Here is a 19,874-nt window from a genome sequence, read left to right as displayed (position 1 = left end):
GGGAGCCCCCTTACAGAGCCAACTGCCCGTGCGCCGTGATCACCGCGGCCCCGGCGACCTCCACCGCGGTGACGTTCGCACCCGCACCCGAGACCCGGGCGTACAGCGTCGAAGGCCGCTTCAGCTCGGCGCCCTGGCTGATCTCGATCTCCGTCCCGAACGCGACCTTGCCATGCCGCACGAGGTGCACCGCCAACGGCCCGGCGGCGGAGCCGGTGGCCGGGTCCTCCATCACCCCGACCGACGGTCCGAACATCCGGGTCTTCCAGGTCGTCCCTGAGCCGGCGAAGCAGCTGACCCCCACCTGGGGCAGGCCGGCGAGCACGGAGAGGTTCGGTTTGAGGGCGGCGACCACGTCGAAGTTGTCCAGCATCACGTAGAGGTGGCGGGCGCCGTTGTCGTAGATCTCGACCGGGAGCACCGAGTACCGGACACCCAGCGCGGCGAGCAGTTCGCCGGCGTCGGCGAACTCGCGCCAGGTGGGTACCGGTTGGGACATGCGGCCGAGGGTGATCTGGCCGTCGTCCTGTCTGGTCAGCTCGACCGGGACCACGCCGGAGCCGGTTTCCAGGGTGATCGCCGTCGACGGCGTGGACTGGCCGAGGACGTACGCGGTGCCCAGGACCGGGTGCCCGGCGAACGGGAGCTCGATGGTCGGGGTGAAGATCCGGACCTTGGCGTCGGCGACCGTGGACGGCAGGACGAACACTGTCTCGGACAGGTTCATCTCCCGCGCGATGTCCTGCATGAGCGACTCTGGCACGTCCTGACCCGCGGTGAAGACCGCCACCGGGTTGCCCTTCAGCGGCTGCGAGGTGAAGACGTCAGCCACGACATACGGATGCATGACGCAGAACCTACAGCGTCAGGTCGAGGCCCATGCCGCGCAACAACGTTTGGAACTTGGCCGAGGTCTCGGCGAGTTCCAGCGGCGGCGACGAGGCCTGCACGATTCCCGCGCCCGCGTACAGGCGCAACGACTGCTCGGTGACCTCGGCGGACCGGATCGCGACGGCCCATTCGCCATCGCCGTCCGCGTCGACCCAGCCGACCGCGCCGGTGTAGAAGCCGCGGTCGAACGACTCGATCTGAGCGATCGCCTCACGCGCCGCGGGGGTGGGCGAACCGCACACGGCCGGTGTCGGGTGCAGGGCCGCGGCCAGGGTCAACGCGGTGACGGACGGGTCGATCAGCTCGCCGGTGATGGGTGTGCACAGGTGCCACATGCTGGGTGTGCTGACCAGGGTGGGCGCGCCGGGCACGGACAGCCGCCGGCAGAACGGCCGGAGGGCTGCCACCTCGGCTTCGACCACGTACCTGTGCTCGTCGTGGTCCTTCTTCGAGGCGAGCAGGGCCTGGGCGTTCGCCCGGTCCTGGGCGGGGTCGGTGCCGCGGGGCTGGGAGCCGGCCAGGGGCCGGGACATGAAGGTCGACCCGGTTCGCCGGACGAGCATCTCGGGGCTCGCCGACACGAGGGTGGTGCCGAGCGGCAGCGGCGCGGCGAACGTGTAGCCGTGGGTGTTCATCGCCGTCAGGTTGGCCAGCATCCGGCGCATGTCCAGCGGCGCGTCGAGCTCCAGCAGAAGCGTCCGGGCCAGGACGACCTTCTGCAGGTCGCCGCGGCGAAGCACGGGCAGGGCCTGGGCGACCTGGCGTTCATACTCGGCGGGCGCCGGGTCGTTGCTGACCCGGTAGCCCGGCAGGAAGGGCGGCTGCGGGCCTGGTTTGGCCGGACCGCCCCACAGCGCCGTCCGGGGCAGCAGGACGTGCGCTTCGCCTGTGTTGTCGTAGGGCAACGCGCCGACGGCGAGGCCGCCGTGCTCGGTGAGGGCCGCGCTGACCTGGTCGGCGAGGGCGAAGGTGTCCTTCTCGGAGAACACCTGGCGTGGGTCACCGGCCAGCAGGGTGTGATCGGGGGTGGCGAAGAAGAACGACCCGGGTTGGTACTCGTCAATCAGCTCCACACCAGCGCCTCTCGTCAGTCCGCCCGTTCACCATCGTGCACCCTGGGTCCGGCCAGAACTGCGGAAGGTGGCCCTCATCATGTGAGGACCACCTTCGGCACGACTGAGCCCCGATTCGGGACCGGTTTACTTGAGCGCGTCGATCAGGGCACCGCGCTGGCGGTCGCCCAGGCCAGCGGCGCGGCGTTCGGCGTCGATACCGGCCTTCTCCAGCAGCGCGGAGACTTTCACCGCGCCGAGGCCGGGCACGGCCATCAGCAGCTGCTTGACCTTGGTCTTGCCAATGGTCTTGTCCTCCTTGGCCTTGGCGAGCACCTTGTCAATGGTGGTCTTGCCGGCCTTGATGGAGGCGAGCAGCTCCGAGCGCGCTTTGCGTGCCTCGGCTGCCTTGGCCAACGCATCAGCGCGCTGCTCGGGAGTCAACGTAGGCAGAGCCAACGTGCTGTCCTTCCTATGTCGAGGTCTGGTGTCGCCGACGCGATTTCCGCACCGCCCTTTTTCGGGTCCGGCCGCGCCTAACGACGCGCCCAGTAAACGACACCCACCTGCGGAACATACCCCCGACACGCGGGACTTTCCGCCGGACATCCCGCCGTCGACCAGCCACAACCCTCCGTAATTCACCCTTCAGGGCGGTTTCCAGCGCGACACGCCGGGCAATCCGGAGAGACACTCCGGCGAGTTTCACCGTTGTTTTTTGGCCTTATCCTGCTGATCTCCGCGGAATAGCCGACTACACCTGGTTAATTCCGGTCGCAACCTGTGACCAGTGCCGCAGGTCTCACCTACTCGAGGTAAGACCATCTACTGTGCAGTAAGGCGCACGGTGCGGTGACGCAGGACACAGGAGCGACCATGTTCAGCACGATGCAAGACGTCCCCCTCACGATCGGGCGGATGGTCCGCCATGGGACCCGACTCCACGCCTCCAGCGAGGTCGTGACATGGATGGGCACCGAGGGACGGCGGGAGACCTTCGGGCAAACCGGACGTAAAGCGGCCCAATTGGCCCACGCCCTCCGTGACCTGGGCGTCACCGGCGACCAGCGCGTCGGCACCCTGATGTGGAACAACGCCGAGCACCTGCACGCGTACCTCGCGGTGCCGGCCATGGGTGCCGTGCTGCACACCCTCAACCTGCGTCTGTTCCCCGACCAGCTGACCTACGTCACCAACCACGCGGCCGACCACGTCGTGATCGTGGACGCGTCCGTGGCGCCCCTGTTGGCCCGTGTGCTGCCGCAGCTGAACACGATCAAGCACATCGTCGTGGCGAACGGGCCCAAGGCGGCCGTCGAGGCGCCCGACGGGATCGAGGTTCACTCGTACGAGGAGCTGCTCGACGGCCGGCCGGAGGAGTACAACTGGCCAGAAGTTGACGAGCGTCAAGCCGCGGCCATGTGCTACACGTCCGGCACGACCGGCAACCCCAAGGGCGTCGTGTACTCGCACCGGTCGATCTACCTGCACTCGATGCAGGTGTGCATGTCCGACAGCATGAACCTGGCCACCACCGACAAGTCCCTGATCATCGTGCCGATGTTCCACGCGATGTCGTGGGGCCTGCCGTACGCGTCGATGATGGTCGGCGCGTCGATGGTCATGCCGGACCGGTTCCTGCAGCCCGAGCCGCTGGCCGCGATCATGGCCACCGAGCGGCCCACGTTCGCGGGCGCGGTGCCGACCATCTGGCAGGGCCTGCTGGCGCACCTGGACGCGCACCCCCAGGACATCTCGTCGCTGCGGGACGTCGTCGTGGGCGGCTCGGCCTGCCCGCCGTCGCTGATGCGTGCCTTCAACGACCGCTACGGCGTGCACATCACGCACGCGTGGGGCATGACGGAGACGTCTCCGCTGGGCAGCGTCTCGCGGCCGCCGACCGGGCTGACGCCGGAGCAGGAGTGGGAGTACCGGTTCACGCAGGGCCGCCCGCCCGCGTCCGTCGAGTGCCGCCTGGTCGACGACGCCGACGAAGAGGTGCCATGGGACGGCGTGAGCGTCGGTGAGCTGGAGTGCCGTGGGCCGTGGGTCGCGGCGGCGTACTACCGGCAGGCGGAGGACGGCGACAGCGACAGCGATGAGAAGTTCCGGGACGGCTGGCTGCGCACCGGCGACGTCGGCGCGTTCAGCCCGGACGGCTTCCTGAAGCTGACCGACCGGTCCAAGGACGTGATCAAGTCCGGCGGCGAGTGGATCTCGTCGGTGGAGCTGGAGAACCAGGTGATGGGCCACCCGGCGGTGGCCGAGGCCGCGGTGATCGGCATCCCGGACCCGAAGTGGGACGAGCGGCCGCTGGTCGCCGTCGTGCTGCGGGAGGGCAAGGACGTGCGCCCGGCCGAGCTGCGGGAGTTCCTGGCGAGCAAGGTCGCGCGCTGGCAGGTGCCGGAGAACTTCACGTACATCGACGAGGTCCCCAAGACGAGTGTGGGCAAGTTCGACAAGAAGCGGATCCGGGCCGCGTACGCCGAGGGCAAGCTGGACATCACGCACCTCAGCTGACGTCCAGGCGCTCGACCGCGCGTTGCGGCATACCGCCCAGCGCGCGGTCAGCCCGGCCCGGGTGGCCTCCCGGCGTCCGTTCATCGGATCGGCCCATCGTCCACACGAGACACTCTCGGCCCAGGGCGCGACCCGGGTCGGACCGTCCGTTCGAGATTCGTCAAGCCGTTCTGGGTGGTCGAGGTGTCATAGTTAGGGATGGGGGAGCGGCAGAACCGTGCGGTGATCGCTATGGTCAAGGCGATCCCCTGATGGAGGTGCCCGCTGCCCGCCGACCCGACCGAGCCACCGAACGGTAGGTCTCGCAAGCTGAACGCGACGTCGTACGTCGTGCTCGGCATGCTGTGCTACGGCCCGGCCACGAGCTACGAACTCAAGCAGCGGGTCGGCCAGACCATCGGCAACTTCTGGGCGTTCGCGCACTCGCAGCTGTACGACGAGCCGGCCCGGCTGGTCGCGGCCGGCTTGGTCAGCCAGTCGATCGAGCAGGGCGGCCGGCGCAAGCGGACGTACTCGATCACCGACGACGGCCGCAAGGCGCTGGCCGAGTGGCTGGCCGAGCCCACGCTGGACCAGACCGAGGTCCGGGACACCGGCCTGTTGAAGCTGTTCTTCAGCTTCGGCGCGTCCCCGGCGGACATCCGCCGGCTGGCCCGGGACCGCTACGAGTCGCACCGGGCCCGCGCGGACGGCTACAACCAGCAACGGACCGAGATCGAGTCGCGGGCCGACCGGTGGCAGCTCAAGACGCTGGAGCTGGGCCTGCGCTACGAGCGGACGGTCGAACGGTTCTGGAAGGACTTCCTGGACGAGCTGGACCGCGATCCACCCTGACAGCGGTTTACAGGATCGGGTCGCATGGTGAAAATATCTCCCACCCCTCTCGTTGGGAGCTGTCATGACCCGGTTCACCCTGCTCGCCGTCAGCGCGTTACTCGTGTTATCGGCATCCCCCGCCCTCGCCGCCCAGGACTCCGCGCCCGTGAACTTCCACCAGTGGCGGTCGCCGGAGCTGCTGTTCGCCGGCGACCGCGACGGCCTCGTCCCGTCACTGAAGGGCCTGCGCATCGGCCGCCCGGCCGGCACGGTCCAGCACACCGAACCCTCAGGCACCCAGACCTACGACTACGGCACCTGGACCTCGCCGTTCTACCGGCCCGGCTTCGACGCCTCCGAGCTCGTCGCCTCCTGGAACGCCGACACGCCGAAGGGCACGTGGCTGCGCGTGGACATGCGCGGTCGGACCACTTCGGGCGCGTCGACGATGTGGTACGGCATGGGCCAGTGGGCCCTCGGCGACACCGACGTCACCCGGACCAGCCTGCCCGGCCAGTCCGACGCCAACGGGTTCGTGGACGTCGACACGTTCGTGGCGAACTCCGGGATCACCCTGCGCGGCTACCAGCTGCGGGTGACCCTGTACCGGCTGGCGGGCACCAACGCCACCCCGACACTGGCCATGGCCGGCGCGATGACGTCCAACATCCCGGACCGGTTCACCGTACCCATCTCCCCGTCCGGTGGCGCGTGGGGGATCGAGCTGCCGGTGCGGCCGTACGCCCAGAACCTCCACCTGGGACAGTATCCGCAGTACGGCGGCGGCGGCGAGGCCTGGTGCAGCCCGACGTCCACGGAGATGGTCGTCGAGTACTGGGGCAAGCACCCGTCGGCCGAGAACATGGCGTGGATCGATCCGTCCTATATGGATCCGACGGTGGACTACGCGGCCCGGTACATGTACGACAAGGACTACGACGGCACCGGCAACTGGCCGTTCAACACCGCGTACGCGGCGAGCTACGGCCTGAAGGCGCACATCACCAGGCTGCACTCGCTGACCGAACTGGAGGGCTACATCCGCCGGGGCATCCCGGTGATCACGTCCCAGTCGTTCCTGTCGAGCGAGCTGGACGGCGCCGGCTACGGCACCAGCGGCCACATCATGGTGGTCGTCGGCTTCACCCAGACCGGTGACGTGATCGTGAACGACCCCGCCGCCAGCGACAACACCAGGGTTCGCAACGTGTACAAGCGCGCCCAGTTCGAGACGATCTGGCAGCGCACCAAGCGGCACCGCGCGGACGGCAGCGTCGCCGGCGGTCCCGGCGGGGTCGCCTACATCATCACCCCGTAGCCGCCTGCAGGATCTTGAGCACGTCGGCCGGGACGTCCCGCATCAGGTTGTGCCCGCCGTCCAGGGTGTGCACATTCCACTGTGGATCGTCCCGGAGCCGCTCCAGGGTCGGCGTGAAGGGGGACTCGCCGGCCCATCGCTCGGCGTACACGTAGTCGCGGCGGGCGAAGCGGTCCAGCGTGCCGGTGAGCCGGATCGGCTGGAGGAGGGTGGCCAGCGGGTGCGGTTTGGCGCGGGGATCGAAGAAGGGCAGCGGCCTGGTGCCGAAGCCGGTCTCGTCGACCGACGTGTACCAGGCGCGCTGCTCGTCGTTCGTCAGCGTCCAGCAGGATTCGCCGTCGGCGGGCACGAAGGCGTCCAGGTACACCAGGGAACGCACGCGGTCCGGCGCGCGGTCCGCGACGCCGGTGATGACCACGCCGCCGTAGCTGTGGCCGACCAGGACCGCGTCCTCGATCTGTTCGTCGGACAGCAGGCCGAGCACGTCGGCGATGTGGGTCTCCAGGTTCACACCGGCGGCCGACTGGTTGGCCGCGAGGCCGGTCAGCGTGATCGGGTGGACGTCGTGGCCGAGCCGGCGCAGGGGTGTGGTGAGCGACGCGAAGCACCAGCCGCCGTGGCAGGCGCCGGGAACAAGGACGTAGGTGGACATGGGTCAACTCTGCGACCGGTAGAACTATAAGTCCAATAGCTTGCTCTGCTCAAAACCAGAAGCAGCAGTTATGGCACGTTCGGAAAGTTGTATACTGCCGCCATGGAAAGTGTGCACGTAGTGTCGCCTTTCGATGTGAACTGTCCGTCCCGGCCGGTGATGGAGCACCTGTCCAGCCGGTGGGGCGTGCTGGTTCAGATCGTGCTGCTCCGGGGCACGCACCGGTTCAACGAACTGCGCCGCGAGGTCGGCGGCGTCAGCGAGAAGATGCTCGCCCAGACGCTGCAGGCGCTCGAACGGGACGGCGTCGTGCACCGGCTGGTCCATCCGGTGATCCCGCCGCACGTCGACTACAGCCTCACCGAGCTGGGTGTCCGGACCGCGACCGCGGTGCGGGGGCTGTTCGACCTGCTCTTCGAGCGGTGGGAGGATTTCGCCACCGCCCAGGAGGCGTACGACGAGCGCAAGGCGCGTGCGTGACCGTCGACGCCGAGTTCCCCGCTGAGCCCTATCCCGGTGAACGTCCCGGGTTCTCGTATGTCCATCTCGACGGCCGGAGCTGGCCGCTCACCCGGTCCTACCAGGTCGACGGCCGTGACCTGGACGACTGGCTCGCCGACACCAAGTCGCCGACCCTGGCCGAACGCGTCCCCGTCCTGACCTACGGGTCGAACGCCAACCCCAGCAAGATCACCTGGTTACGGGAGCACCTCGGGCTCGCGGGCCCGGTGCCGGTGCTGCGCGTGCGATGCACCGGCCTGGCAGCGGTGTGGGCGGCCGGCCTCAGAGTGGTCGACACGCAGCGGCCGGTCACGTTGGCCGCCATGCCGGACGTCACCGAGACGCACGCGGTCTGGATGGCGGACGCCGACCAGGTGCGGGTCCTTGACGTCTGCGAGGGCCGCGGCGAGCGATATCACTTGTCCCGCTTGGAAACCGGCCGGGTCGAGCTGGAGGACGGCACGGTCTGGGACCGTCTCCTCGCGTACACCGGCGCCGCCGAGATCAGGCAGCCGATCCTGGTGGACGGCGAGCCGGTGCGGTGCGCGGACATGTCCCAGGCGCGGGCACAGGCACTCACCGGCGAGCCCGGTACGACCGGACTACGAGTGTCCGTTGTGGATGGTGATCCGTCCCCTGAGGACTTCCCGGGCCGGGTCTTCGTGTACGGCACACTCCGGCCGGGGTCGTCGGCGTGGGAGCTGGTCGAGCCATGGGTCGACGGCGAGCCCTACCAGGCGACCACCCACGGCACGGTGTTCGACACCGGGTTCGGGTATCCCGGGCTGCTCCGGGGCGACGGCAAGGTGTCCGGCTGGGTGCTGCCGCTGCGGCCCGGCGCACTGGCCACTTTGGACGCCTACGAGGGCCACGAGTACCGGCGGACCCGAATCTCCTTGTCCGATGGCACGATCTGCTGGACGTACCTGTGGATCGCCTGACCGAGTGAGCATACGCAACCCGGCGCGCGGGTACCCGTCCTTACTGATAGGACCTGGGGACGACGTTTCCGGAAGGTGGAACCATGGCTCGACACACCCTGATCGCCATCGGTGTGGCCGTTGTCGCCCTTGGCACGCTCACCGCGTGCGGCGGTGGCAACTCGAACAACGCGCAGCCGCCTGCCGTGACGGTGACGCAGACAAGCGGACCCCAACCGTCGACTGGAACGTCACCGACGTCCAGCAAGACGCCGACGAGCACCGAACAGCCGGACAGCGTCAAGAGCAACGGCACGTCAAGGTGTTCCGCGGCGACGCTCAAAGGTGACGTGCAGAACGGCGACGCGGCGGCCGGCAACCGGTACGCCAAACTCGTGGTGACCAACACCGGCAAAGCCGCATGCACCCTGTACGGCTACGGCGGTCTGGCGCTGGCCAACGCGACCGGCACCGACATGCCGACCAAACTGACCCGCACCCTGGACCCAAAGCCGACGCTGGTGACCCTCCAACCCGGCCAGAAGGCGACCAAGAACCTGCACTGGGGCGCGGTCCCGGACGGCACCGAGTCGACGTCCGGACCGTGCGAGCCGGAGTCGGCCGGCCTCAACGTGATCCCCCCGGACGAGACCCAGCCGTTCGCGGTCAAGGCCAACCTCGGCTCGGTGTGCGAGCACGGGACAGTCGACGGCAGCGCGTACTACAAGTAGTGAATTCGCCGGTTCGTTACCCATAGGCGATCGAAAAGAGGGACGCTTGCGCGCATGCCCGTGCAAGCGTCCCTCTTGCCTGCCCCCATCGAGCAGGCGGATCCGCTCGCGAAGGTCACGCTCGCGCCGCGTACCTTCGCCGCGGTCCTGTTCCTGGCCGCGCTCGTCGTCGGCCTGGTGCTGGTGCTGATCCCGGTCCGGGTATCCACCCTGGACACCACGAAGACCACCAAGGTGAGCTGCGGCAACATCCTCGGCGGCGTGGAGACCCCGCAGGTGGCGAGCGCCCTCGGCCAGCCGACCGACGAGATGGTCCTGGCCCAGTACGTGCACATGTGCGAGGACTCGACCAACGCCCGCACCTACCCGGCCTGGGGCCTGTTCTTCGCCGGGCTGGCCGGCTGCGCGTGGCTCGTGACAGTCAGACGCAAAACGGCATGAGTTAAGCAAAGACAACCGGCTTGGTCGCGCCGGTCATTTACGCCTCGCAACACGCCCGACATCGCCCCGGCCACGGCGGCGACTTGCCCCGAGCGAAGATGTCGGTCGCGTGGTGCGAGGGGGAAATGATCGGCTGAAGGCGACCAAGCCCGTCCGAGCGGAGCGAGGACAATCAGACACAGCGAGGACAGTAGATATGGTTTAGACCACTAGGTAGCATCACTGTGTATGAGGAATCGACTGCACACAGTGATTGTCGCCCTGCTCCTCATCGCTGGCTGTAGTTCGTCCGACCACAACCAGCCGGAGACCAGCGGCAACGCGGCCGCGACCCCGGACGAGTGGGCGTCGATGCGGAGTATCGACGCCTGCGCGATCCTGGACGAGACCGCGCTGGCCCCGTTGGGCAAGGTGAGCGACAAGCAGTTCGCGGGCGCCAGCGTGCACAGCTGCGTCGCGACCATCACCGCACCTGACAGTGTCAGGACCACGGCCCGCGCGTTCGTCGGCGAACGGGCGGCGCCGGACGCCAAGCAGCTCGATCTCGCGGGCGTGCCTGCGGTGCAGGACTCGTCGTGCGCGGTCACCGTCAAGGTGGCCGGGGACGACGGGATCAGCATCTCGGTGGGCGGCTACGAGTTCGAGAAGCAGTGCGAGCAGGCCCAGCGGATCGCGACCGCTGTGCGCGCGCAGCTCAAGACGCCGCCGCAGAACCCGTACTCGACGCCGTTTCACGGCCGCGACCCGTGCCAGCCGGTCGACCGGCTCGCGCACGAGATCGGGACGGTGAAGTCGCTGCGCCGGCCGACCATCATCAACTGCGAGATGACCGGCAGCAGTGGGTCCCTGCTGATCAGCCAGGAGATCATCAACGTCACCAGCCACCAGCACGGCGAGCCGCTGACCATCGCGGGCAAGGAGGGCATGCGCCACCAGGAGCCGGACCAGCAGAACCGCTGCATGGTCATGGTCAGGCTCCGGGACGCGCCGCAGGACTCGTACTACTCCACCCAGTACGAGGTTTCGTCCACTTCGGACCCGTGTGGCAAGGCGACGAACGCGGCCAACGAGTCGGCTACCGAGGGGTGAGTTTGCCGGGGTTGAGCACGCCGGTGGGGTCGAGTACCTGTTTGACCGCCGCCAGCACCTCGACCCCCAACTCGCCGATCTCGGTCGCCAGGTACGGGCTGTGGTCGACGCCGACCGCGTGGTGGTGGGTGATCGTGCCGAGTTTCTCGATCGCCTCGCACGCCGCCTGTTTCGCCCGTTTCCACTGGCCGACCGGGTCCCGCTCGTCCCTGGGCACCATGACCGTGAAGTACAGGGACGCGCCGGTCTCGTAGGAGTGCGAGATGTGGCACATCACCACGGGTTTGCGGCCGGGCGCGGAAAGGGCGCCGGTGAGCGCGGCCCGGACCGCCGACCTGAGCAGGCCCAGCTTCGACCAGTGTGTGGCGGTTTCCAGGGTTTCCACGCACACGCCGATGTTCATCAGCGCGTCCCGTTGCCGCGGCCCGGCGAACCGGCCGTGCCGCCACGCCTCGCCCAGCGGCCTGCCCACTCGGACGGCTCCGCGCAGGGTGTTGAGCGTGGCCGCGCGCCGCCGTTGCACGTCGCTCTCCCAGCCGAGGATCAGCAGGCACGGCTCGCTGACCCCGCGCGCTTTCAGGTAGGCCCGCAGCGCCTTGACCTTCCACCCGCCGGTCAACGCGAGCCCGACCGTGGTTTCGTCCATATCGGACAGTCGGGTGACGTCGGCGAGCACCCGATGCTGGGCCAGTTCCCGGACCGCTTCGACACCGCGTTCCCAGCCGTCGAGCACGAACCCCTCGTAGCGGCGGACCGTCGGCAACGGCCGGATCCGCACGGTGACCTCGGTGATCACACCTAAGGTGCCCTCGCTGCCCACCACGAGCTGCCGCAGGTCAGGCCCAGCGGCGGACGCGGGCGCCACGCCCAGCCGCCACTCGCCGCGTGGGGTGGCGACCCGGACCGCTTCGACCATGTCCTCGAACCGGCCGTACCCGGACGACGCCTGGCCCGCGGAGCGGGTGGCCGCGAAGCCGCCGATGGTCGCCCGCTCGAACGACTGCGGCATGTGCCCCAGGGTGAACCCGTGCGCCGCCAGCAGCTGCTCCGCGGCCGGGGCCCGGACCCCGGCCTGCAGCACCGCCAGCCTGGACACCCGGTCGACCGACACCAACTGGTCCAGCCGGACCAGGTCCAGCGCGATCACGGCCTGTTTGTCGCCGCGCAGCGCCGCGACGCCGCCGACCACCGAGGTGCCGCCGCCGAACGGGACCACCCCGATCCCCCACTCCGCGCACGCCGCCAGGACGGCCGTGACCTCGTCCGGATCGGCCGGCAGCACCACCGCGTCCGGTGCCGCGACCGCACCGGAGCCCTTGTGCGCTAAGAGATCCAGATATGACAGGCCGCCGGCCCGGCCGAGCCGGTCACCGTCGGCGGTGAGGACGTTGGCCGACCCGACGATGTCCGCCAGGACGTCCCGCGCCTTCTCCGGCAGCTCCGACACGGACGCCGTGACCTGGCGCGTCGGCGTGTGCACGTCGTTCAGTCCGGTCTCGGACCGCAGCCAGCGCAGCGCGTGCGGCGGCAACTCGACCTGTTCGGCCGACCAGTCGGCCCTGCGGAGGTGGTCTTCCCGGTTCATCATGAGTACAGTGTGACACATGACGTCACATCGTCACAGTAAACAAGGTCACCATAATCGAGTCGGCGACCAGCTCCTCCTGGACGTCGCCCGCGACTGCGTGCTCACGATCGGGGTGAGCCGGACCACGCTGACCGAGGTCGCGCGCCGGGCCGGGGTCAGCCGGATGACGCTGTACCGGCGGTTCCCGGACGCCCGCAGCCTGATCGCGGCGCTGATGACCAGGGAGTTCAGCGGCCTGCTCAGCGCCACCCCGGTGGCCGCGCCGACAGCCCGGGAGCGGCTCGTGGGGAGCGTGGTCGAGGGGGTGCGGGCGTTGGTGGCGAACCCGATCATGCGGGCCGTGCTCGACCTCGAGCCGGAACTGATCACCCCGTACGTCGTCCAACGGCTCGGCAGCACTCAACGGCTCGCCGAGGAGTACCTGCGCGTCGAGGTCATGGCCGGCCACGCCGACGGTTCGATCCGCCGGGCGGACGTGCCGGCCCAGGCCCGGGCTCTGCTGCTGGTCGTGCAGTCGTTCGTGCTGTCGATGCGGCCGGCTTCGTCCGATGTAGACAGTGAGGACCTGCTCGCCGAACTGGCGAAGATCCTCGACGGCGCCCTGGAGGACCGGTGACCACATCACTAAACGCCGAACGCCGCGCCCGGGACATCGCCGCGATTGCCGAGACGCCCGTGGACGTCCTGGTGGTCGGCGGTGGCGTGACCGGTGCGGGAGTCGCGTTGGACGCGGCCTCCCGTGGCTTGTCGGTCGCCCTGATCGAGGCCCATGACCTGGCGTTCGGCACGTCCCGGTGGTCCAGCAAGCTCATCCACGGCGGCCTGCGCTACCTCGCGCACGGCGATGTGGCGTTGGCGTACGAGAGCGCAGTTGAACGTGGCATCGCGATGACCCGGACCGCGCCGCACCTCACCCGGACCCTCCCCCAGCTCATTCCTTTGCACGACACGGTGTCCCGTGGCCACGAGCTGTTCACCCACACCGGCCTGCACGCCGGTGACCTGCTGCGGCGGTTCGCGCGGACGCCCGGTGCGTTGCTTCCGCGCCCACGCCGTGTCCCCGCGGCCGAAGCCCTTGCGCTGGCGCCGATGCTGAAGCGGGACGGCCTGCGCGGCGGGCTGCTGTCGTACGACGGTCAACTGATCGACGACGCACGGTTCGTCGTCGCGCTGGCGCGGACCGCCGCCGGTATGGGCGCGCGGATCATCACCCGCGCGAAAGCTCTTGGCCTTGAGCGGAACAGCGCCCAGGTCCTGGACACGATCACCGGCGAGCAGTTCGAGATCCAGGCCCGGCGGGTCGTCAACGCGACCGGTGTGTGGGCCGGAAGCCTTGTGCCGTCGGTGAAACTCCGGCCGTCACGGGGCTCGCACGTGGTCATCGCCGGCGACGGCTTCACCGGCACCTCGCTGACCGTGCCGATCCCGGGCACCAGCAACCGGTTCGTCATCGTGCTGCCGCAGGTCGACGGCCGCGTCTACGTCGGCTTGACGGACGAGCCGGTCGACGAGATCCCGGACGTGCCGACCGCGCCACAGTCCGATGTGGACTTCCTGTTGGACGTGGCGTCCTCGGTGCTGGAGCGGAGACTCACCAACGACGACGTCATCGGCACGTACGCGGGCCTGCGACCGCTGTTGGAGGCAGACGGGGCCAGCGCCGATCTGTCCCGCAAGCACGCCGTGCTGACCGCGCCCAACGGCGTGCTGACGATCGTCGGCGGCAAGCTCACGACGTACCGCCGGATGGCCGCCGACGCCGTGGACGCGACCGGCTTGGTCACAAGCCCTTCCCGGACCGACAAAATCCCGCTCGTCGGCGCCGCGTCGCGCGCCGAGCTGGCCCGGCTCGACGCGCCCGCCCGACTGGTCGCCAAGTACGGCACCGAAGCCGTCGCGGTGGCCCAGGGCGACCCCGAGCAGCTGCATCCACAGCTGACCATGGCCGAGGTCGCCTGGGCCGTCGAGCACGAGGGCGCACTGGACGTCGACGACGTGCTGCACCGCCGGACCCGGATCGGGCTCGTCGACGCGGAAGCCGTCAGGCTTTCGCGGGAACTGGGCCGCCTTTGGCCTGGTTCCCCAACTGTTCGATCGCCGCCTTGACGGTCTTGAAGATCTGCACGAGCTTCACCACCAGCTGGAAGACCTTCTGCAGTGACTGCAACAGTTTCACCAGCTCGCCGAGCAGCTTCTGGGCGGTGGACACGGCCGTCTGCACGATGTTCACGATCGCCATGGCGATGCTGGCGCCGAACGAACACCACGACGTGGACAACGCCTGGATGATCTGCATGATGATCTTGTTGACGGCCTTCGAGATCAGGTCCATCACCAGCTTGCGGATCTCCGCCACCAGCTGGCCGGCGCCGGTGATCGCGGCCGACAGGCCCTTGCCCGCCTGGGCGATCCCCTCGATGCCGTCCGCGTGGTTCGCGCTGGTCGCGCGGTAGGCGTCGGCCGACGCGCCGGTCCAGTTCGACGTCTGCGCGACCGACGTCTCCCGGTAGCGCTGGGCGGTGGTGGCCAGCTGCGTGCCCGCGTTGGTCCAGTTCGCCGCGTTCGACTTGATCGACTCCGGGTTGCCGAACAGCATGTCGAACGGCTGGCGCAGGAACGACACGTGCTGCACGGCCCAGCCGAAGCCGGCGCTGGAGATCGCGCCGAGCGGGTCGGCCGAGATCCCGATCACGTCGAGCGCGGTCTGCGCGATCCCGCCGGCCGCGGACATCCAGTCGCCGCTCTCGATCGCCGCGACCGTGCTCTTGATGTCCGGCAGCAGGCGCGTACCGCTCTGCTGGGCTGTGGGCGTGGTGGTCACTCCGACCCCCCTTTGATGCGGCCGAACACGTTCGCGTGCTTGTTGTCGGTGTCCTGGTACGCCTTGACGGTCGACAACAGGCCGGTGTTGACGTCCGAAATGGTCTGTGCCGCCTTGGTCATGCCGTTCTTGGCCTCGCCCGTCGCCTGGAGCAGCAACGCCGCGAGGAACTGGCCGATGACGCCGAACGCGTCACCGCTCAACGCCGCCTGCGCGGCCGTGGCCGCCGCGCGCGCGTCGTTGGCCAGGCCGGCCACCGTGTCCGCGTGCTTGAGCAGCTGGTCTATCCGTAAGTCGAAGGATTCAGACATCAGCACCCCCTACTTGATCAAGTCAGGTGGATTGTCGAAGTAGTCGTCGTCGGCGCGGTCGTCGCGCCGGCCGATCGGTTCCTCGACCGGCTCGGGCACAACGGGCACCTGGCTCTTCACGAACTCGAGGGCGTCACCCTCGCCGAGGAACTCGCGCATGGTCTCGACGACCTTCTGGCCCACGTCGGCCTGGGCCTGCTGGGTGGTCCGGAGGATCAGCCGGGCCAGCTGTTCCGGCTCCAGCCCCCGCACGCCAGGGCGGAGCACCAGGTCCGTGGTGGCGCCACTGGCGTTCACCCGGACCACGACCTCACCGTCCGGTGACGTCGCCGCCCCGCCGACCTGCCGCAGCGCCAGGTCGGTCGCCTGGGCGTCGGCCGCGGCCTGTTTGAGCGTCTCGTCGTACTGCGCGATCCATTGCTCTGATGGTCCGTCCTGGATCATTGGCCGAATCTAAGCCGACGCACGTGCTGTTCGCGGCAAAGTGACCGAGTCGAGACATCCGCCGCGCGGGCCCGGCGGAGCAGCCTGGATACTCGTGGGGACACGTGCGGCGAGGAAGGATCGATAGTGCCTCAAGCGGGACTGGAGATCGACAGCGTCTCCAAGCGCTATGGCGACGTCGTCGCCCTGTCGGACATGACGTTCGAGGTCCGGCCGGGTGAACTGTTCGGGTTCGTCGGCAGCAACGGCGCCGGCAAGACGACCACCATGCGCATCGCCCTCGGTGTGCTCGCCGCCGACGCGGGCGAAGTGCGCTGGGGCGGTCAGCCGATCACACTCGACATGCGGCGCAGATTCGGGTACATGCCTGAGGAACGCGGCCTGTACCCGAAGATGAAGGTACTGGACCAGCTGGTCTACCTGGCCAAGCTGCACGGCTTGGCCACCGGCGACGCGCACCGCGCGGCCGAGGAGTGGATCACCCGGCTGGACCTGCGCGCCCGGCGGACCGACGAGGTGCAGAAGCTCAGCCTGGGCAACCAGCAACGCGTCCAGCTGGCCGCCGCGCTCGTGCACGCCCCGGACGTGCTGGTGCTGGACGAGCCGTTCTCCGGGCTCGACCCGGTCGCGGTGGACGTGATGAGCCAGGTACTCAAGGAGAAGACCGCGGCCGGCATCCCGGTGGTGTTCTCCAGCCACCAGCTCGACCTGGTCGAACGGCTCTGCGACCGGGTCGGGATCGTGAACAAGGGGAAAATGGTCGCCTGCGGGACCGTGGACGAACTGCGTTCCGGCGCGCCAACGGAGTTAGTGGTGCACGCGCCCGCCGCGCCGCTCGGGTGGGCGGCCGACATCACCGGCGTCACCGTGATGTCCGAAGAGGATGGCCGGGTGGCGCTCCGGGTCGAGGACTGGGTGGACGACCAGGAGATCCTGGCCAAGGCACTGGCCACCGGGCCGGTGCGAGAATTCAGCCGACGTAGGCTGGCGCTCACCGAACTGTTCCGGAATGTCGTGCATGAGGGGAACGTCCGTTGAGCACCAAGATGACCCCAGGCGTGAGGCCGATGCATGCAGTGCTCCTGGTGGCCGGCCGGGAGCTGAACACCCGGCTGCGCACCCGGGCGTTTCTGATCAGCACCGTGGTGTCCATTCTGGTGCTCGGTGTGTTCATGCTGCTGCAGAGCGGATCCATCGGCGGCAAGGGGACGAGCAAGGTCGGGCTGACCGGCCAGGCGACCGCGCTGGGGCCGCAGATCCAGGCGTCCGTCCGCGCCCTCAACAGCAACGTGCAGATCGTCGAGATCGCCGACCAGGCCGAGGGCGACCAGAAGGTGCGCGGCGGCAACCTGGACGCGTCCGTGTACGGCCCGGTCGGTTCGCTCAGCGTCGCGGTCAAGGACCCCGGCAAGCTCGGCCCCGAACTGTTGAGCACGCTCAACTCCCTGGTCCGGGAGCAGAGTCTCAGCGCGGCGCTGGCCAGCGGCCTGCAGGACGTGGACCCTCGGACGTTCGACTACAAGAGCGCCATGGCCGCCGCCGCCCAGCAGCACGTGACGGTCGTCCCGCTGGACCCGAAGAGCGGGGAGAACGGCCAACGCCTCGGCATCGGCCTGGTGATCGCGATCCTGCTCTACATGGCGTTGATGATCTACGGCCAGACCGTCGCGCAGGGCGTGATCGAGGAGAAGTCCAGCCGGGTGGTGGAAATCCTGCTCGCCACCCTGCGGCCGTGGCAGCTGCTCAGCGGCAAGGTACTCGGGCTCGGACTGGTCGGGCTGGTCCAGTTCACGGCCATCGGCCTGGTCGGGCTGATCGTCGGGACGGCCAGCGGGGTGCTCACCATCAGCGGCGCCGCGGTCGGCGGGCTACTCACCGGCGTGCTGTGGTATCTGCTGGGATTCTTCTTCTACGCCACCATCTTCGCCGCGGTCGGCTCACTCGTGTCCCGCCAGGAGGACGCCCAGGGCGTGCTCACCCCGGTCCTCCTGGTGATCGTGATCGGCTTCATCTTCAGCATCAACCTGCTGATCGGCAACAGCTCCGGCACGCTCACCACGGTGATGGCGATGCTGCCGCCGTTCGCGCCGATCCTGATGCCCGGCCTGACCGCGCTCGGCGTGGCCCCGATCTGGTTGCAGGTGGCGGCGATCCTGCTCACCCTCGGCGGAATCGCCCTGGTGGCCTGGATCGGCGGCCGGATCTACCGCAACGCGGTGCTGCGCACCGGAAGCCGCGTCCGCCTACGGGACGCCATCGGCCTCACCTCGTGAGTGGTTTGGCGCGTTCCAACCCACCAAACCACTCACGAGGACCTAACGGTCGCCCATCGGCACGAAGTCCCGCTCTTTCGGTCCGATGTAGACCTGGCGGGGCCGGCCGATCTTGGTGGCCGGGTCGTGCGTCATCTCCCGCCAGTGCGCGATCCAGCCGGGCAGCCGGCCGAGCGCGAACAGCACCGTGAAGAACTTCGTCGGGAAGCCCATCGCCCGGTAGATCAACCCGGTGTAGAAGTCCACGTTCGGGTAGAGCTTGCGGGAGATGAAGTACTCGTCGGCCAGCGCGTGCTCTTCGAGCTTCTTGGCGATCTCCAGCAGGCTGTCGTCGCCGCCGAGCTTGCCGAGGATCTCGTCCGCGGTCTTCTTGATGATCGCGGCCCGCGGGTCGTAGTTCTTGTAGACCCGGTGGCCGAAGCCCATCAGCTTGACCCCGTCCTCCTTGTTCTTCACCTTCTTGACAAAGGTGTCGACGTCGCCGCCGGAGTCCCGGATGCCCTCGAGCATCTCCAGGACCGCGCTGTTCGCGCCGCCGTGCAGCGGGCCGAACAGGGCGTTGATACCGGCCGAGATCGACGCGAACAGGTTCGCCTCGGACGAGCCGACCAGCCGCACGGTGGACGTGGAGCAGTTCTGCTCGTGGTCGGCGTGCAGGATGAACAGCAGGTCGAGCGCGCGGGCCAGGTCCGGGTCCACGGTGTACGGCTCGGCCGGGAAGCCGAACGTCATCCGCAGGAAGTTCTCCACCAGGCCGAGCGAGTTGTCCGGGTAGAGGAACGGCTGGCCGACCGACTTCTTGTAGGCGTACGCCGCGATGGTCGGCAGCTTGGCCAGCAGCCGGATGGTGGCGATCTCGGTCAGGTTGTCGGTGACCGGCCGGAGCGTCTCCGGGTAGAACGTGGAGAGCGCGGACACCGCGGAGGACAGCACCGGCATCGGGTGCGCGTCCCGCGGGAAGCCGTCGAAGAACCGCTTGAGGTCCTCGTGCAGCAGCGTGTGCCGGTTGATCTTGGACGTGAAGTCGGCGAGCTGCGCCTCGCTCGGCAGCTCGCCGTAGATCAGCAGGTAGCTGACCTCGATGAACGTGGAACGCTCGGCCAGCTGCTCGATGGGGTAGCCGCGGTAGCGCAGGATGCCCGCGTCACCGTCGATGTATGTGATCTCCGACGAGCACGAGGCGGTGTTGACGAAGCCGGGGTCCAGCGTGACCATCCCGGTCTTCGCGAGCAGTTTGCCGAGCTCGATTCCGTCGGAGCCTTCGCTGGCGGGTACCACCGCCATCTCGAGCTCACCGTTGTCGTGGTGAAGCGCGACGGTACGGGTACCGGATTGCGGCGCGGTCGTCGCGTCGGGCATGAACGTCCCTCTCCCGATCGGTCAGGGCGGTGGATCTGGCGGATCAGGCCACGTGCGTACCGGTCGTGATGATCGCCGCACCGCAGCACCGCCCCATTGGGGTCCTGTCAAGCACCAACGCTAGTGCGCCGAACGCGAATCGCACAG

General features: G+C 68.8%; 21 protein-coding genes. 12 read left to right on the top strand and 9 right to left on the bottom strand.

Annotated features, from left to right (window positions below):
- Positions 1-10 precede the first annotated feature (10 nt).
- From EV192_RS23385 to mihF, 3 genes are all read right to left on the bottom strand, one after another.
- A complete protein-coding gene (locus tag EV192_RS23385; protein ID WP_132118816.1) occupies positions 11-847 on the bottom strand; it encodes a PhzF family phenazine biosynthesis protein in 837 nt (278 codons plus the stop codon).
- A 10-nt stretch (positions 848-857) separates the two neighbouring features.
- Complete coding sequence (locus tag EV192_RS23380) at positions 858-1,964, bottom strand: isochorismate synthase (protein ID WP_243727017.1); 1,107 nt, start codon at positions 1,962-1,964, stop codon at positions 858-860.
- A gap of 126 nt (positions 1,965-2,090) precedes the next feature.
- Entirely contained in the window at positions 2,091-2,402 is a 312-nt protein-coding gene (mihF, locus tag EV192_RS23375) for an integration host factor, actinobacterial type (protein ID WP_132118812.1), read from the bottom strand.
- A gap of 417 nt (positions 2,403-2,819) precedes the next feature.
- Here mihF and EV192_RS23370 point away from each other — a divergent pair, with 417 nt between their 5' ends.
- The 3 genes from EV192_RS23370 (at position 2,820) to EV192_RS23360 (ending at position 6,597) form a co-directional block, all read left to right on the top strand.
- Positions 2,820-4,463: a long-chain fatty acid--CoA ligase gene (locus EV192_RS23370; protein WP_132118810.1), complete on the top strand. Its 1,644-nt coding sequence runs from the start codon at positions 2,820-2,822 to the stop codon at positions 4,461-4,463.
- 339 nt (positions 4,464-4,802) lie between these two features.
- On the top strand, positions 4,803-5,297 hold the full coding sequence (locus tag EV192_RS23365) for a PadR family transcriptional regulator (RefSeq protein WP_243727071.1): 495 nt from the start codon (positions 4,803-4,805) through the stop codon (positions 5,295-5,297).
- A 64-nt stretch (positions 5,298-5,361) separates the two neighbouring features.
- Positions 5,362-6,597, top strand: a complete 1,236-nt coding sequence (locus EV192_RS23360) for a C39 family peptidase (RefSeq protein ID WP_132118807.1) — start codon at positions 5,362-5,364, stop codon at positions 6,595-6,597.
- On the opposite strand, the gene EV192_RS23355 is transcribed toward EV192_RS23360, so the two are convergent.
- On the bottom strand, positions 6,587-7,249 hold the full coding sequence (locus EV192_RS23355; protein ID WP_132118805.1) for an alpha/beta fold hydrolase: 663 nt from the start codon (positions 7,247-7,249) through the stop codon (positions 6,587-6,589). The two genes, EV192_RS23360 and EV192_RS23355, sit on opposite strands and share 11 nt — an antisense overlap.
- Positions 7,250-7,351: 102 nt before the next feature.
- On the opposite strand from EV192_RS23355, the gene EV192_RS23350 reads away from it, so the two are divergent.
- From EV192_RS23350 to EV192_RS23330, 5 genes are all read left to right on the top strand, one after another.
- Positions 7,352-7,729, top strand: coding sequence for a winged helix-turn-helix transcriptional regulator (locus tag EV192_RS23350; protein WP_132118803.1), 378 nt, complete (start codon positions 7,352-7,354; stop codon positions 7,727-7,729).
- Positions 7,726-8,691, top strand: a complete 966-nt coding sequence (locus tag EV192_RS23345; protein WP_243727016.1) for a gamma-glutamylcyclotransferase family protein — start codon at positions 7,726-7,728, stop codon at positions 8,689-8,691. Before EV192_RS23350 ends, EV192_RS23345 begins: the two co-directional genes overlap by 4 nt.
- A gap of 83 nt (positions 8,692-8,774) precedes the next feature.
- Entirely contained in the window at positions 8,775-9,401 is a 627-nt protein-coding gene (locus EV192_RS23340) for a DUF4232 domain-containing protein (protein ID WP_132118799.1), read from the top strand.
- 54 nt (positions 9,402-9,455) lie between these two features.
- Positions 9,456-9,842 (top strand): hypothetical protein, encoded by a 387-nt coding sequence (locus tag EV192_RS23335; protein ID WP_132118797.1) that lies wholly within the window; start codon positions 9,456-9,458, stop codon positions 9,840-9,842.
- Between the two features lie 228 nt (positions 9,843-10,070).
- Positions 10,071-10,931 (top strand): DUF3558 domain-containing protein, encoded by an 861-nt coding sequence (locus tag EV192_RS23330; protein ID WP_132118795.1) that lies wholly within the window; start codon positions 10,071-10,073, stop codon positions 10,929-10,931.
- On the opposite strand, the gene EV192_RS23325 is transcribed toward EV192_RS23330, so the two are convergent.
- A complete protein-coding gene (locus EV192_RS23325) occupies positions 10,918-12,519 on the bottom strand; it encodes an FAD-binding oxidoreductase (RefSeq protein WP_243727015.1) in 1,602 nt (533 codons plus the stop codon). The two genes, EV192_RS23330 and EV192_RS23325, sit on opposite strands and share 14 nt — an antisense overlap.
- Positions 12,520-12,535: 16 nt before the next feature.
- On the opposite strand from EV192_RS23325, the gene EV192_RS23320 reads away from it, so the two are divergent.
- Together EV192_RS23320 and EV192_RS23315 are read left to right on the top strand one after the other, a co-directional pair.
- On the top strand, positions 12,536-13,135 hold the full coding sequence (locus tag EV192_RS23320; protein ID WP_132118791.1) for a TetR/AcrR family transcriptional regulator: 600 nt from the start codon (positions 12,536-12,538) through the stop codon (positions 13,133-13,135).
- Complete coding sequence (locus EV192_RS23315; RefSeq protein ID WP_132118789.1) at positions 13,132-14,625, top strand: glycerol-3-phosphate dehydrogenase/oxidase; 1,494 nt, start codon at positions 13,132-13,134, stop codon at positions 14,623-14,625. Before EV192_RS23320 ends, EV192_RS23315 begins: the two co-directional genes overlap by 4 nt.
- Here EV192_RS23315 and EV192_RS23310 read toward each other — a convergent pair.
- The 3 genes from EV192_RS23310 to EV192_RS23300 are packed head-to-tail and all read right to left on the bottom strand — an operon-like array spanning position 14,561 to position 16,095.
- Positions 14,561-15,340: a hypothetical protein gene (locus tag EV192_RS23310; RefSeq protein WP_132118787.1), complete on the bottom strand. Its 780-nt coding sequence runs from the start codon at positions 15,338-15,340 to the stop codon at positions 14,561-14,563. The two genes, EV192_RS23315 and EV192_RS23310, sit on opposite strands and share 65 nt — an antisense overlap.
- Positions 15,337-15,651 (bottom strand): type VII secretion target, encoded by a 315-nt coding sequence (locus EV192_RS23305; RefSeq protein ID WP_132118785.1) that lies wholly within the window; start codon positions 15,649-15,651, stop codon positions 15,337-15,339. The genes EV192_RS23310 and EV192_RS23305 overlap by 4 nt, the downstream gene beginning before the upstream one ends.
- Positions 15,652-15,660: 9 nt before the next feature.
- On the bottom strand, positions 15,661-16,095 hold the full coding sequence (locus tag EV192_RS23300) for a YbaB/EbfC family nucleoid-associated protein (protein ID WP_132118783.1): 435 nt from the start codon (positions 16,093-16,095) through the stop codon (positions 15,661-15,663).
- A gap of 126 nt (positions 16,096-16,221) precedes the next feature.
- On the opposite strand from EV192_RS23300, the gene EV192_RS23295 reads away from it, so the two are divergent.
- The gene (locus EV192_RS23295) at positions 16,222-17,133 is read left to right on the top strand and encodes an ABC transporter ATP-binding protein (protein ID WP_132118781.1); all 912 of its coding nucleotides are present in this window, start codon (positions 16,222-16,224) and stop codon (positions 17,131-17,133) included.
- Between the two features lie 29 nt (positions 17,134-17,162).
- The gene (locus tag EV192_RS23290) at positions 17,163-18,368 is read left to right on the top strand and encodes an ABC transporter permease (RefSeq protein WP_243727014.1); all 1,206 of its coding nucleotides are present in this window, start codon (positions 17,163-17,165) and stop codon (positions 18,366-18,368) included.
- A 42-nt stretch (positions 18,369-18,410) separates the two neighbouring features.
- On the opposite strand, the gene EV192_RS23285 is transcribed toward EV192_RS23290, so the two are convergent.
- On the bottom strand, positions 18,411-19,727 hold the full coding sequence (locus EV192_RS23285) for a citrate synthase (protein ID WP_132118777.1): 1,317 nt from the start codon (positions 19,725-19,727) through the stop codon (positions 18,411-18,413).
- Positions 19,728-19,874: the final 147 nt, after the last annotated feature.

It is taken from the genome of Actinocrispum wychmicini, assembly GCF_004345645.1.
Classification (GTDB): Bacteria; Actinomycetota; Actinomycetes; order Mycobacteriales; family Pseudonocardiaceae; genus Kibdelosporangium; species Kibdelosporangium wychmicini.
The sequence above is the reverse complement of the archived record's forward strand: the minus strand, read 5'-3'. Positions and strand labels throughout refer to the sequence as shown.

Coding starts and splice junctions, on each gene's coding strand:
- EV192_RS23385 (WP_132118816.1), bottom strand. CDS start 847: ATGCATCCGTATGTCGTGGCTGACGTCTTCACCTCGCAGCCGCTGAAG.
- EV192_RS23370 (WP_132118810.1), top strand. CDS start 2,820: ATGTTCAGCACGATGCAAGACGTCCCCCTCACGATCGGGCGGATGGTC.
- EV192_RS23365 (WP_243727071.1), top strand. CDS start 4,803: ATGCTGTGCTACGGCCCGGCCACGAGCTACGAACTCAAGCAGCGGGTC.
- EV192_RS23360 (WP_132118807.1), top strand. CDS start 5,362: ATGACCCGGTTCACCCTGCTCGCCGTCAGCGCGTTACTCGTGTTATCG.
- EV192_RS23355 (WP_132118805.1), bottom strand. CDS start 7,249: ATGTCCACCTACGTCCTTGTTCCCGGCGCCTGCCACGGCGGCTGGTGC.
- EV192_RS23350 (WP_132118803.1), top strand. CDS start 7,352: ATGGAAAGTGTGCACGTAGTGTCGCCTTTCGATGTGAACTGTCCGTCC.
- EV192_RS23340 (WP_132118799.1), top strand. CDS start 8,775: ATGGCTCGACACACCCTGATCGCCATCGGTGTGGCCGTTGTCGCCCTT.
- EV192_RS23335 (WP_132118797.1), top strand. CDS start 9,456: ATGCCCGTGCAAGCGTCCCTCTTGCCTGCCCCCATCGAGCAGGCGGAT.
- EV192_RS23330 (WP_132118795.1), top strand. CDS start 10,071: ATGAGGAATCGACTGCACACAGTGATTGTCGCCCTGCTCCTCATCGCT.
- EV192_RS23325 (WP_243727015.1), bottom strand. CDS start 12,519: ATGATGAACCGGGAAGACCACCTCCGCAGGGCCGACTGGTCGGCCGAA.
- EV192_RS23320 (WP_132118791.1), top strand. CDS start 12,536: ATGACGTCACATCGTCACAGTAAACAAGGTCACCATAATCGAGTCGGC.
- EV192_RS23305 (WP_132118785.1), bottom strand. CDS start 15,651: ATGTCTGAATCCTTCGACTTACGGATAGACCAGCTGCTCAAGCACGCG.
- EV192_RS23300 (WP_132118783.1), bottom strand. CDS start 16,095: ATGATCCAGGACGGACCATCAGAGCAATGGATCGCGCAGTACGACGAG.
- EV192_RS23290 (WP_243727014.1), top strand. CDS start 17,163: ATGCATGCAGTGCTCCTGGTGGCCGGCCGGGAGCTGAACACCCGGCTG.
- EV192_RS23285 (WP_132118777.1), bottom strand. CDS start 19,727: ATGCCCGACGCGACGACCGCGCCGCAATCCGGTACCCGTACCGTCGCG.